The sequence below is a fragment of the Ktedonobacter sp. SOSP1-52 genome (assembly GCF_016587395.1).
The window spans coordinates 1,248,576-1,262,093 of the sequence record NZ_BNJH01000002.1; the positions used below are offsets into that span (position 1 = coordinate 1,248,576).

Annotated in this window: 8 protein-coding genes; 4 read left to right on the plus strand and 4 right to left on the minus strand. The window is 55.4% G+C overall.

Features of this window, described 5'->3' with window-relative positions:
• The first annotated feature begins 372 nt into the window (after window positions 1–372).
• Entirely contained in the window at window positions 373–2,397 is a 2,025-nt protein-coding gene (locus tag JMJ16_RS21005; protein ID WP_201368985.1) for a GAF domain-containing protein, read from the plus strand.
• A 57-nt stretch (window positions 2,398–2,454) separates the two neighbouring features.
• On the opposite strand, the gene JMJ16_RS21010 is transcribed toward JMJ16_RS21005, so the two are convergent.
• From JMJ16_RS21010 to JMJ16_RS54530, 4 genes are all read right to left on the minus strand, one after another.
• Entirely contained in the window at window positions 2,455–3,969 is a 1,515-nt protein-coding gene (locus tag JMJ16_RS21010) for an MDR family MFS transporter (RefSeq protein WP_236601642.1), read from the minus strand.
• Window positions 3,970–6,449: 2,480 nt separating this feature from the next.
• Complete coding sequence (locus tag JMJ16_RS21015; RefSeq protein ID WP_201384708.1) at window positions 6,450–6,671, minus strand: XRE family transcriptional regulator; 222 nt, start codon at window positions 6,669–6,671, stop codon at window positions 6,450–6,452.
• A gap of 663 nt (window positions 6,672–7,334) precedes the next feature.
• On the minus strand, window positions 7,335–8,444 hold the full coding sequence (locus tag JMJ16_RS54525) for a hypothetical protein (RefSeq protein ID WP_236601643.1): 1,110 nt from the start codon (window positions 8,442–8,444) through the stop codon (window positions 7,335–7,337).
• On the minus strand, window positions 8,359–9,717 hold the full coding sequence (locus tag JMJ16_RS54530) for a hypothetical protein (RefSeq protein ID WP_236601644.1): 1,359 nt from the start codon (window positions 9,715–9,717) through the stop codon (window positions 8,359–8,361). The genes JMJ16_RS54525 and JMJ16_RS54530 overlap by 86 nt, the downstream gene beginning before the upstream one ends.
• A 915-nt stretch (window positions 9,718–10,632) precedes the next feature.
• On the opposite strand from JMJ16_RS54530, the gene JMJ16_RS21025 reads away from it, so the two are divergent.
• From JMJ16_RS21025 to JMJ16_RS21035, 3 genes are all read left to right on the plus strand, one after another.
• A complete protein-coding gene (locus JMJ16_RS21025) occupies window positions 10,633–11,565 on the plus strand; it encodes a hypothetical protein (protein ID WP_201384710.1) in 933 nt (310 codons plus the stop codon).
• A gap of 335 nt (window positions 11,566–11,900) precedes the next feature.
• Entirely contained in the window at window positions 11,901–12,245 is a 345-nt protein-coding gene (locus tag JMJ16_RS21030) for a hypothetical protein (protein ID WP_201384712.1), read from the plus strand.
• A 167-nt stretch (window positions 12,246–12,412) separates the two neighbouring features.
• Window positions 12,413–13,318: a hypothetical protein gene (locus JMJ16_RS21035; protein WP_201384713.1), complete on the plus strand. Its 906-nt coding sequence runs from the start codon at window positions 12,413–12,415 to the stop codon at window positions 13,316–13,318.
• Window positions 13,319–13,518 lie beyond the last annotated feature (200 nt).

Here is a 13,518-nt window from a genome sequence, read left to right on the forward strand (position 1 = left end):
CCTCGCATCACATCTGGGTAATAGAATGATCGTGTTGAGTCCATGCAAGCATGGACCATAATACCTTACCCCTACATCTGTAATAATATGGGCGTGCATTGCGGGCGGATGCCCGCAATGCACGCCCATATTATTACCCTTGAGCGCCGCAGGCACCAAGGGTGATACCAAATAAAAAAATAGGAAGCAGGCAGTATTATGGGTAGACGCTGAGACGGAAAAAGAGTACAATAACTCATGCGCGAATATGTATGTATTAACTATATCTCTGTATCAAAAGGCCGGGTGTTGCAATGGCGCGCACATCGCCCACAGGTGCGCACGCTGTGACGTATGTTCTATTTGGGGAACGCGAAATTTAGAGGAGGAACAATGTCCGCCAAGGCGAATTCACATCTACCCTCAGAGGCCGCCGAAACGCCTGAGAAAAGTCTTGAACGCCTGCGCTATGAAAACAACAAGCTGCAAAGGCTGCTGGAGGCGCGCACGCAGGAGAACGCCCTGCTCAACGAGGTCATCTCGACAGTTGGCTCAACGCTGCGCCTGGAAGAGGTGCTTAAACGCCTGCTCGAAGCCATTAACCGGGCCACCTCCTGCGATATAGCAACCATCTACCTCTATGATCCCGAGAAGGATCTGCTGGTGCTCTCCAGCGCGACCGGGCCGTACGAGGGCTATGTAGGCAAAATACATATGACGCTGGGCGAGGGCATTACCGGCTGGGCAGCCCTCCACCGCAAGCCAATCTTCCTTAAAGAAGCTGCCCTGGCCGATCCCCGCTTCCACTACATCCCTGAGTTTCAGGAAGAGAAGTTCCAGTCGATCTTTAGCGTGCCCATTATCGCCAAGGACAAGAGCCTGACAGGCGTAATCACGCTCCAGGCCGTGGCTCCCCACGAGTTTAGCAAGCAGCAGCGCAATTTTATCAGCAACATCGCGGCCCTGGTGACGGGCGCCATCGAGAATGCGCAGTTGTACGAGAGCGCCCAGCGCAAACTGAGTATTTTGACCTCGCTCTCGATGCTGAGCCAGACCATCAGTTCAGGCCTCTATCTCGATGATATGCTACGCACCCTGGCGACGCTGACGGTCCAGATCATGGAGGTCGATCTCTGCGTAATCATGCTGATGGACCAGGCCCGCGAGCGCGATGCAGATACCTCGCGCCAGCTACGCCGCCTGATCGTTCACGCCACAGCGCCCAACTGGAACGACCAGAGCCAGTTTCAGGCCGTGGATGTCGATCCCCATACCCTCGACCACCTGCGCAGCTTGAGCGATAAAGCCGACCTACAGACCATGCGCGCCTATAGTTCAGAGGCCCAGGACCTTCCCGAGGGGGAGACGCTTGAGCGCTTGAATCCCCTGCGCACCTCGCAGTATAAATCCCTGATCTCTGCTCCCCTGATCGCGGGCACCGAGCAGCTTGGTCTGATCAACTGCTATACCTATAAAGCACGGCGCTTCAATTCAGAGAATCAGACGCTCCTGACGACCATCGCTAACCAGGTAGCCATCGCCATCAAAAACAGCCGCCTCGTAAACCAGTTGGCACAGAAAAACCTGGTCAAGGGCTTCTTCGAGGATCTCATCCAGGGCCTGCCGGAGAACGAAGAATCCCTACGCCAGCGCGCGCACTTCCTGGGCTGCGACCTCACGCAGCCACATGCCGTGGTGCGCATCGAGATGACGCGTGGCGATGAGAGCACGCACCCCACCAGTGGGCGCAAGGAGGGCGCACCAAGCTCCAGCGCGCTCCAGAACACCTACCGCAGCCTGGGCAATCTCGTCCGCCGCCGCATTCAGGAGAGTGCCCCCGGCTCCATCTTCTATGAGCATGAGAACCTGCTCAATTGTCTGCTTCCGCTTCCGAAGGACTCCGACAGCCTGCGCCTCAAGACCTGGATTCAGGAGCTGGCCCACCACATCTATGATGAATACGATGTCAGGCTGGCCGTGGGCCTGGGCAATGCCTGCCAGCAGATCAGCGATTACCGTCAGGGCTTTGCCGAGGCCAGCGAGGCGCTCCAGATGGGCCAGAGCATGCACTCGACCGAGCGCGGCCCCGCCGTGACACACTTTAACGACCTCGGCGTCTACCGCTACCTCTACAAGATAGCCCATATGGACGACCTGCGCGACGTCTACCAGGAGCAGGTGGCAAAGATCGATGAATATGATAAACGTAAAAATACCGAGCTGCTAACCACGCTGGAGATGTACCTGGAGAACGCAGGTAACCTCACCAAGACAGCCGAGCACCTCTACGTGCACCGCAACACACTCATCCAGCGCCTCGAACGCATCCAGTCCCTCTGCAGCATCGACCTGCAAGAGCGCAGCAACTGGCTCACCTTCCAGGTCGCCATCAAGATCTACCGCTTACGCATGGAGTAGCCGCGTACGCCAGTAGCGGGCGGGCCCGCTACTGGCGTACGCGGCTACTGGCAGGGGTTATGCCTCGATGGGAAGGTGCGGGGATTCCTCTTTGGCTTGCTGGCTCTTGCCGCGCAGGGGGATCTCTTTGAGGAAGAGGACGACGACGAGACCAAGGCAGAGTAGCAGGGTGCAGAGCAGGAAGACATGGTGGATGCCCTGGGTGAGACCGAGCTTGACGGCCTGCATGAGCTGGGTGTAGAGGTCCTGGCCCTGGGGGCCGAGGGCGGAGAGGCCAGAGTGGACGTGGCTCTGCATCTCCTGGGAGAGCAGGATCTGCGGGTTGTCGAAGAAGTGGAGGGTTCCGGCGGGCAGGGCCTTCTTGCTGGCCTCGGGGAGGGCACCGTGGAAGGCCGGAAGATAGCTGGCGTTCATGACTGAACCCATGGCCGCGAGGGCGATGGTGCCGCCGATGGAGCGGAAGAAGACCAGCGAGGAAGTGGCCTGGCCGATCTTCTGCGGCAGGGCGTTCTGCACGATCAGGGTGTAGAGGGACATGCTGGTCCCCATGCCCAGGCCGAGCATGATCATGGCCAGTAGCACATCGCTGTCGCTGGCGGTGATGTCCAGGCGCATGAGCAACCAGGAGCCAGCGATGCCGATAAGCATGCCGCTGATGGCGGCCCACTTGTAACGTCCAGTGCGGGCAACGAGCTGGCCTGAGATGACGCTGCCCACAACCGAGGTGAGCATGAGCGGGGTCAGGACAAGGCCGCTGTTCGTGGCGGTGATACCAACGACCCCCTGAACGAAGAGCGGGATAAAGAAGGTGCTGCCGAAGAGGGCCATGCTAAAGATGACCGTGGCGATAGTCGAGATGGTGAAGATGCTGTTGCGGAAGAGCGAGGGCTCGATGATGGGCTGTCCGCCCTCGCGCTGCACGATGGACTCGTAGAGCACGAAGACGCAGCCAACGCTAATAGCCAGGGCAAAGAGGCCCAGGATGATGGGCGAGCCCCAGGCATACTCCGAACCGGCCCAGGAGAAGCCAAGCAGTAGCGGAACCGCCGTGGCGACCAGGAGAGCGGCACCCAGGTAGTCAATTTTTGGCTTCTTACTCGTCTGCTTGAGCGTGGGCATGAGAAAAATGAGCACGAGCATAGCCAGGAGGCCGACGGGCAGGTTAACGTAGAAGACCCAGCGCCAGGTCGTATGCTCGGTAATCCAGCCGCCCGCAGTAGGGCCGACTATAGAGGAGAGGCCCCAGACCGCGCCCGTGACGCCCTGCCACTTGGCGCGCTCGCGGGGAGCAAAGAGGTCAGCGACGATGGCGATGGCGATGGGCATGAGCGCACCGGCACCGATCCCCTGGAAGGCGCGAAAGAGCACCAGTTGATCCATAGTCTGCGCGGCCCCGGAGAGTGCCGAGCCCGTCAGGAAGATGACGACGCCCACCAGGAAGATAGATTTGCGCCCAAAGATGTCTGAAAGCTTGCCATAGATCGGCACCATAACCGTCGAGGCCAGGAGATAAGAGGTTGAGACCCAGGTATAGCGGTCAAAACCTTGCAGGTCGGCAATAATTCTGGGCATGGCGGTCGAGACAATGGTCTGGTCCAATCCTCATCAGGGCCGTTCATGTCCACAACCGGCAACACCCACCAACAACTGAGCGGCGTCTCTTTGCCTGTGGTGTGCGCATAGTAACTCAGCATCTCCAGTATCTTCATTCCTTCCTCAGTTTCAGGGTCGGTCTCCAGGGCTGCGCAAGCCCCTGTCCAGTCGCTATAGCACAACGCTCGATGCAGCGGACTACGACGTTTCTGAAAATTCTCGCTCCGGTGAACGCCGAGTTGTAAGGCACGTACCTTCATGGCATGACTGGTTTTCGTCGGGAGTTGCTGAGATATCACGAACCCATTGGTGTCGGGCCATAACTGCCGCAAAATGTCGTCTTCTGCGGGCGTCCACTGCGAGACATTGAGCAGTTTCGAGCGTATTGCCTGCCGCTTGAAGAGAATCGCGCAATCCCACCGGTTGGCGACAGGGTCTTTCCATTTCAACAGCAGCTTATAGAGATGAGGGGAAATACTTGTCACTTGTATTTCCTCAATAAGCAGACTCAACATGTGGCGCTGCCGGTCAATATCCAGGCTCCAGAACTCGCCAGGCGCCTGGCCTAAGATGCGGTAGAACTTCGGGATGAACTGTGCTGGTTGCATCCGGTCATATCGCTCCAGCGCACTCTGAGCCATTGCCAGATCGCGTTCAGCCTGCGCCTGTTCGTCCAGATAGCGGCCCTCCTGCGATTCGGTCAGAGGCCTCGCCGGTGTGGTGAGCAATTTGTCGTAGCGAGCGATCTTGGCTTGCAGGGCAGTTATTTCACGCAGAATTGCCTTTTTCTCGCTCACCGTGTTGGCATGCAGGTTTTTGTAGTAGTTCTCGACGCGTGCAGCCAAGTCTTTGTCATGTGCGGCCAGGGCGCTCAGACGTTCGACAATGATACGGTCAAACGTCGTGCATGGCAGCGACCATAGCCGATTGCTTTCCATATAGCTGTACGTCTCGGTAGTCTGAGTTGTGCGTCGGAGGTAGGCAGCATAGTAGAGCGGCGGACCGTCTTCAGTGCGCACGCCCCATGTATTGTCCGGCGCGCGGAATTGTTGGGTAAGCAGGGCCGTCTGATCTTCAATCGGCTTGCTTCGCACGAAGCGCCGGTGGTTTGGGCGCATGGTGCTTGGCTGACCGTCGAGCGTGAAGCCGGTAATTGCCTCGTATGCTGGCTCGAATAAATCGCGCGGGATGGCCGCCTCGAATGCTCCTTCGATATAGACGTGGCTGCCCTGTGTATCCTTGCCGACACCAATATAGCCCTGGTGCATCAGATTGGATAGCCACGTAGACAAGCGGCTGTTCACCGTGAAGGTGTAGCCAAGGCCGGATACCGAACTCATTCTGGTCTTAAAGATGTACTGTTGCATATCTTCAGCTGAGGGAAAAGGGAAAATGTATTGCCGCTCCTCGATATAGCGACCCATGCGCGAACGGGAATAATCAAATAGCTTGAATTTTTCAAACAGCTCAACCGCGATCTCCCGCCACGGTTCGTAAATGACTGGTCGGTAGGCTTTGGTAATAAGCAGTTCTTCCTCGTCACTTGCCCCGAACTCCTTCATTATTTTCCGGTGCTCTTTGGCTTCCTGGATCGCCAGCCGGTCCAGAATATACGGTGCAATCAGATTGCCCCCGACCCACTCGCCACGCTGGAGCTTCTGAAGTTTCATCTCCATCATATATTTCACATGCGTGTCGATATAGCCGTACGCCTCCTCCATCTTACGCAGGAAAGCTTTGAAATCGTCCTGAATGCGAAAATCGTAGGCACGTCGTCCGGCAACGATCAGAATCACGCCACGCTGGGCACACTCCGCAGCGAATTGGGTTGGCTGTGTCAGCCAGCGGTCCCTGAATAAACGGTCCTCACGGGCCACGATGATACTGCCAATTGTACTGTCCAGCAGCGCCTTCCAGAGTTCCAGGAGCTTTGGCCGTTCGTATATTTTTTTCTGGCCTGAGACACCAGCGCCTTCGTCGTAGGGTATCACCATGAGCGGGTCGTGATCGCCGCGTATCTCCAGGGCAACAGTAGCAAGGCCCTTCTGGCGCAGGCGACTCTCCGGGTTGTCTTCATCAGCCCCACGGCGGCTTTGGCGGATGAGTGCAGCTGTCTTGCGTGTCAAATCGATTTCATAGCCGTGCATATACCTATGAGTATTGTCATAGCCAGTACTCTGTGTCGAGAATACGGTCGCAGCTTTAATAATGCGAACGCCATCACTTCGCATGACTTTCTCCGTTCGATTGACAGGCCATATTCCGTAATGCGACAATGCGCCCGGAAGATCTGTACCTGTCTGGTATGGAATATCTATACAGATAGATCAGCAGGACATACCGAAGAAGCCTCGGAAACTTTCGCGGTGCGCCTGCTGTGTGGTACGACTCATCTTAAGAAGCGCCCGTCTCTGAACAGGAGACCATGGGCGTTTTTTATATGTGCGAATGGCTTAGGATTAATCGGCAAACACAACACCTTCGAGATCGGTATAGAGAATAGATGATTTGCCGCGTCGTGTGAGCTCCTGGTTGATCGCCTCAGTGATCGCCCCCACTTTGGCGCGATACACTGGATTGCCAGCCATCGCGCTACGCAGCGTATTTTTATCTATACCTGCCTCCTTAGCCATATGCCGCCGCGACCAACCGAATTGCACACGGTAATCGTCTATGGTCATATGCGCCCCTTAAGAGTAATATCAGATATAGAGTACAATGAAAGTGACTTAATGTCAATGAATATAGACTATATTAATCTATTATGAATAAAAGTTGGTGAAAGTGACTGAAAGTTAGTGATAGTTGTGCTTCAGGCGTGCCTGCATCCAAGTAAGATACTGTGTCGCTCTTTCAGTACCCAGAAGGGCCAGTCCCCATTTGAGCTGTATCTGAGGATCAATAGCTGGCGGTCGCGTTCTTTTCCTATTCACAGAGTGAATACGCTTTTGCATAATGCTTGCCTTTCTACAACTGCTTTACCAGTAATAAAACCATGTGTCCACAACGCGCTATTAAACAGTATTTTTGAGCGCATCATGTATGCTACAATCATGAAGTGAAATCTTCTTGTCATCGGGGTGGCACATCTCCTTCATATCTATGAATCTCATACATATGGTGAAAACTCAGCAATTTGGCAAGATCTGCAAACGCAGCATGTATTGAGGGTGGCTACTATTTTCAAGCACATGAACGATTTGGCATCAGAACCAACCCGCAAAATACAACACATAGATGAAGCCAGCTTCAAACATGTCCAATTGCTCAAAGAGCTGCATCTTTAGATGCTTGATAAATCAGATGCCAGACTTGCTAACTGTTTTTATATTGTTCCTCAAATGTTATGCTTCCGCACCTATCTTTTCAGGTATACCAATCGAGACGTGAGCATACCATTGCAGCCAGGCAAGAATATGCTGTTGATTTCCCAGATACCAGACCCGTTGTGGATTGGCATGCTCGCTGATTTCAATGACACGTCGACGGCTACGAGGTGCCAGACGCACGCTAATACAATAGCGATCAGTATCAATTCGTCTTTGGAGCGCACTCACCCATTGCACTAAGGGACGCGGCAAATCCGTCAGGAGCGCCTGCTCTTCTTCCGCAGGAAGATGCTGCGTCTTCGCCCAGGCCAGATAGGTCTGGATTTCGTACATCACCTCGGCATCGCCGGGATCATAGGGAGTAGCAAGGACTTCATTGACCGCAACCTGGCGAGACCGCTCGTACTCTTGAGGTGTCAAGAATTCGCCATCACGATCCACAAAGAGATAGCCGTAGCGCTCCAGGCCTTGTGCGCCACCTTCCGCCCAAAACTCCTGCAACCATTCGGCGTCTATAATCACTTCGTGAGGAAGTGGGCGTTTCCCCTCACCTGGCTTGATGAGCCCACTGCGCGCTGCAATTTCAAGCACCCACTCCAGGCGGTTATAGGTCAATCCACCGTTGAGAATCCATTGCGCCCAGTCCACCATTTCGGCGGGAGGCTCTTCCTTCCCCTCCACATACTCACGGTATTTCTTGATCACCCAGCCTCCCCCCAGGCGAGCGGCACGACGTCCAGGATCAGGGAACCAGGTACGCACCAGAGCGTCCACCGCTGCCACATGCAGCCACTCTGGGTGCTCGTGCATACGCTTGAGATAGACTCCGACATCCTCATTGCTCTGGTTAAAACGCTGTGAGTAATCCAGCGCTAGCGCCTCAAGCATCTCACGGGTCGCCGGTTCATACACCCGCTTCATTGCGGCTACCTGATCTCGACGTGAGAGAAAAGAACCATCAGCCTCATCCTCATCAGGTGTGGTGACAAGAGAGGTCTCTTCTTGCGCCGGGGAAGACGACATGGGTGAAGGCTCATCACTATCCCCTCTGCGAGGACAGGCAGCCAGGAATTGACCTGCTTCCTCTCCGACACTCACAAAACCATCGACCTTTTTTTTTTGCATACCCCTGTTCTCTCAATTCATTCTCATTTTTTTCATGTATTTCTTTTTTTGGTAATTGATGGGTATTGAGAGTATTGAATTCAACACGCGCGCGCACGTGTGTATGCGTATGCGCCTCGTTGGTCTGCGTTTGTGCGCCGCGAACGTCGACCTTTTCTTGCACCAAAGGTCGACGGTCTTCCACCGAAGTCGATGGTTTGGGTTGAGGTCGATGGTCTTCTTCCAGAACTGACGTGCTCACAACAGGTCGACGGTCTTCCGTAAGAGTCGACGTTTTCTCTCCATCTTCTCCACTCTCCATACGAGTTGATGCATCAGGGTGAAGTCGACGTTGTTCTTCTGGAGTCGACGGTTCACCTTGAGGTCGACGGCCTTCGTCCACTCCCCTGGACCGACTCCGAGACCATCGACTTTTGCGTATCGTGAGTCGTCGACCATTGAGCGGTCCATCATTGGGTGCATGCATCTGGGTTCCGGGTGATGAGGAGACCAATGCTCTCTGATCGGACAGTTGAGGTGAGACCGATTGTGCCGGGCGAATACACTCTTCCCAAACAATCGCGGCCATCGATGCTTTCACCGCAGGGGTCACACGCGTTCCAGAGGACTGCATCACCGCCGCCAGGCGCTCAACTGTCCGCCCCACCGGGTCTTCTTTGCCAGATGGCTCGCCATGCCTCTGCATCATCTGAGAAGAAGAATCATGTGTTCCTTGTTCGTCTTGTCCCTGCGGTGAAGATGGGACAAGGCGAAGATGAACTGGACGGGATTTCACGTCTCCTGCTTCCTTTCCATCATACGTGTCTTCTGGACCAGAAACCTCCATACATCCCGAGACCCGTTGCAACGCGCGCGAACGTCTCACGCTTTTGCGTCGCCCCGCGAGTCGCTGCACCTGATCAGTACAGACGGGCAGACAGGGCGTCGCGGTGAGTGGGAAATAATAGGTGGCTCCCATCCCCTTGGGCTGCTTTACTTTGAGCAAGAGGCCTGCCGCTTGGAGTACTGAGAGGTATTTTGTGGTCGTATCGTAGCACCAGGGCCAGGCAGACAAGGGAGAAGTACAGAACGCACGGAGGTTCTGGACCGTGAGCACGGCAACTGGCAGAGCAGGTTCATGAGGGAGAAGAGGGATCTGTTCGACGTGGGCTCCCCGAAGCCACTGAGCGAGAAACTCCTGCCCATTGAGACAGCGCCGATCCTGCGACCCAAACAACAGTTGTACCTGCTCCAGTAATACAAGAGGAACTCCATGCAACGGATGGAGTGCCATCGTCTGCTCCTGGTGTTGTTCCTTCCCCTTTTTTGGAGAAGTGTGCGGAACATGTTCAGAGGCATTCACTGATGGCAGAAAACGCTCCCTATTGAGCATGTTGTTCTGTCTACCTTTCATCAGAATAAGGCCGTGCAGCTCTCAAGGGTCTGTTGGTCGTGGAGAAGAGTAGGGGTAGGGAGGCACCACGCAAGAGCCACACGACCTGCTCTTAGTGTACTGAAAAACCCTCCAAAAAGGGAAGATGAAAACCACCCAATACTGGGCGAAGTACTTCGCGATTTTCGGCGAAGTTGGACCGTGACAGAGAAATACTGGATGATTTTCCTTTTTCTTCTCTCATATACATCACGCTTCAACCCGCGCTAGAAGCCAATCAAACGGCATGGGAGGGAACGCTCTTGACAACGAGCGTGGTTCGCTCTTCTCTGACGTTCATCCTGACCGTTTTCTTCCCGAAAATGCGCCATTGACCCGAGATGCGTTTTTGGGTACAACAAGAGTGGAAGTGCTGTTCATCCACAGGGGATGAATGGTCCTGGCAAGGTCCAGGGGAGCCTTTCCACCTCACCATCAAGAGGGGAGAGGAAGTGGCACAGCCTGCGCCAGAGCCGCGCGGTTCTCTCTTCTCTCGTTCATAAGAGAGAGCCGTCTGGCCCTGGTGGTGCCACGGGTACAAAGCAACGTCGAGTCTCTCCGTTGCTTTGTGCTTTCAGGCCACCCGCATTCAGGCATCGAGCCTCTCTGCCTGCATGCGTTCGCGTCTCTCGTCCACTGGTTTTTCTCGTATTTTGCGCAGAAAGGAGGTCTTTCCCACACAAGAGTATCCGTGACTCTTTCCCTTTTTCCCCAGCCTGGGAAAAGAGGTGTGGTGCCTTTCTGTGCCTTTTTCCCACATTGAAAGGAGTCATCACCATGAGTCATGGATCACTCTGTTCCTGCGGGACCAACTGCCGCGTCACCAAGGCCCTGCGCGACCTCATCGACACTCAGAACCAACTCTGCCTCCTGGCACGTGAAGAGTCGGTCATAGTGAGCATTCTGGAGAACCTTCAGAATGTGGTCAGCGCGTCCCAACACCGCTTTACCACGTGGTTGGGTGCCGTTGCTGCCTGTGAGACCGCTCAAGCCAATCTCGCGATTGCCCAGAGCTTCTCCCGCGCGCGTACCACCATCCCTCGCTGGACGGTGGAAGCTGAGCAGCGTCTGTTTCACCAGTGGGTGAAGCAGGAGCAGCAGCGCTGGGATCAACGGCTCGTGCAAATTCAGCGAGGCATGGCCAATTATCGCGCCTACCTCCAGAAGTGCGCGCAACAGTTCGTGCTGACCCCGGAGTGCCTGGCGTTGTGTCTTCCGCTTCTCGATGAGCTTCTACGCCATCAGGAAGAACGGATTGAGCAGCACCACCTGGCATCCATCTCGGCGCACGAGCTCTTCCTGCAATTTGAGCAGCGCTGGACCTACGAGCGAGATCGTCTCGACTATGAGATTGCTCAGGTTCCCCAGGCTTATCAAGCAGGTCGTTCGCAAGCCCAACAGCGCTGGGGGTTATACGTCGTCACCGGGATTGGTCGTCCTGTGAGTCTCACCCAGACAAACATGAATTACCAATCGATGGTCCATACTCGGCAATTGGAGTTGTACTCACAACAATGCAAGCTGTTCCTCTCCACCAAAGTCGAACAGTTTCGCCTCTATGTCCAGCAAATGGAGGGGGAGTACAAGGCAACGGTGCTTGCCGCCCAACAAGAGCGCTGGCACATGCTGCACGCGCAATTGTCTGTTGAGGTGGCTGATCCCGACCAACTCACATCACTCCAATCACTGGTCCTTTCATACTTTCTCTAATCCGCTTCACAAAACGCAGTCCCACTCCCTTCTCCCTCGCGAGAAGGATGGGCTGCGTTTTTTGCTGTTCCTTACACCTCAAGACAATGGTGAAGGTCCTCATCACCACCAGGACACATCTTCATCTTGTACTCCGGCTGACCATTCCCAGGAGGGGTGATCTGCTGCTCTCACTTGTGTTCGCATCATCCCCCTTGTTCGCTTTTTCCATTTCATCCGGTATCCTGCTCGCCCTCGACGGCCTGAACAGGATACCCTTTTACTCTCCGGGCCAGACATCGCGTGTCATCCCTCGCTGTCTGGCAATGGGGGAGCCAGGAAAGGAGTCTCTCATCATGACACATCATAGTGGCACGTCGTGGGCATTTTCGGGTCCCGTCCCGCACACCGGGTATTCGCTCGATTGTGCTGTCGCCACCAGGCACCTTAATCTCGTACTCCAGGGGCATGGGGCACTCTTGCTTCCTCGGATCAGTCCTTTTCCCATTCACCGTGTCTGGTGGACCCAACAGGGTCCCCTGGCGAACCTCCAGGTTCCTCCAGGGCATCCTGCCCCTAGACAAAAGCACCTCTCGCCTTTGGAATGGCAAAGCCTGCTGCTGGTCACCGGCGTTGTTTCACACGCATCGCTACGCGCATCTCCTCTCCCGATACATAGGGCAATCCATTCGTTTCTGTAGGACGTTCTATCCCCACTTTTTGGAAAAAGACCAGGCATCGGCCTGTGTCGGTTTGATCGCGCGAGAAAGAGAACTATGATCACACCACAAAAAAACACCCAACGTATTGGCGTACGTTGGGTGTTCCGTCCTCTCTTCTCACGCGGGAAAAGAAAGGTTCATTACACGTGTTTAGTGTAGCATCCCTTGATGATGTTTTCAATGCTGTTCCGCCCCACTATGACGATTTTCGTACCCAGCAACACGTCCTCCTCGCCAGGGAGTTCTCGCAACTCTTCCCTGAGACGATCTATGGCGGGAGGCAGGTCCTTTGGTGGTGTCCTCGCTGCGCTTTTCCCTGGTGGCAAGCTGATCACCGCCTCTTCGTCCTTCAGCTCTCACCAGAGCAGGCCGCTCGGATCGGACACCAGTTACACGCCCCGATGCACAAAGACGGCACCTTTCATGAGTTACCCATGCGGATCTGTCCAGGCTGCATGGGCGCCGTCTGTACAATAGAGATCTATCCTGGTCGCCTGGGAACGCAGGTGCTCTGGCATGCCCTACCAGATGCCGCCACCACCTCCTCCACTGAGCCTCCGTTGACCGGTCTGGGTCCGCTCCGCCCAGCGCGCAGTCTCCAGACACGAGAACCTGCCCCACTGGCCTTTGTGTTTGCTATGGCTGAGCAAACGCCAGACGAGGTATCATGGTCTTTAGCGCAGATGGGAACCAGTATGCTTACCTGGCTGACCGACCTCCCAGGGGAACTGGATGCGGTCTCCTGGCAATTACGCTGGGTGGAGCGGCTCCTTCCTCCTCCCAGGCGAGAGGAATACGAACCACTCGGTACTTCTCATCTCGCTCGCCTTGAGCACCTGGTTGTCCCCCACTCAGGGATGCGATGGCAGGGCTTTCTCTGGCGACTCCCCGACATGCTCAGCAAAGAGTTGTTCACGCGCCGTCCCCTGACCATCCTGCTCGCCGTCCTCTCTTCAGAGGAAGAACCCGCTACCGCCTTGAGCCTCTATTCCCTCTGGCAGCGTCTCCTCCCACGGGTCTTTGACGTCGCCCAATGGGATGAGCCGCGCTAATGATCGAGATCCCCCAACGGAAAGGGTGCTCGCCTCTTCCCACTGCCCGTTCACCCCCCCGCCTCCCACACGCCCCCTCACTCCCTCGTGTTTGTGTAATTGTTTCACTCCCTCTCATTGCGCTCCCTTGTCGCCATAGTGCTCGACGAGAGCTATGCGCCACAAGAGAGCCAATGGGAGGGAGTGTGTTTTTTGGAATG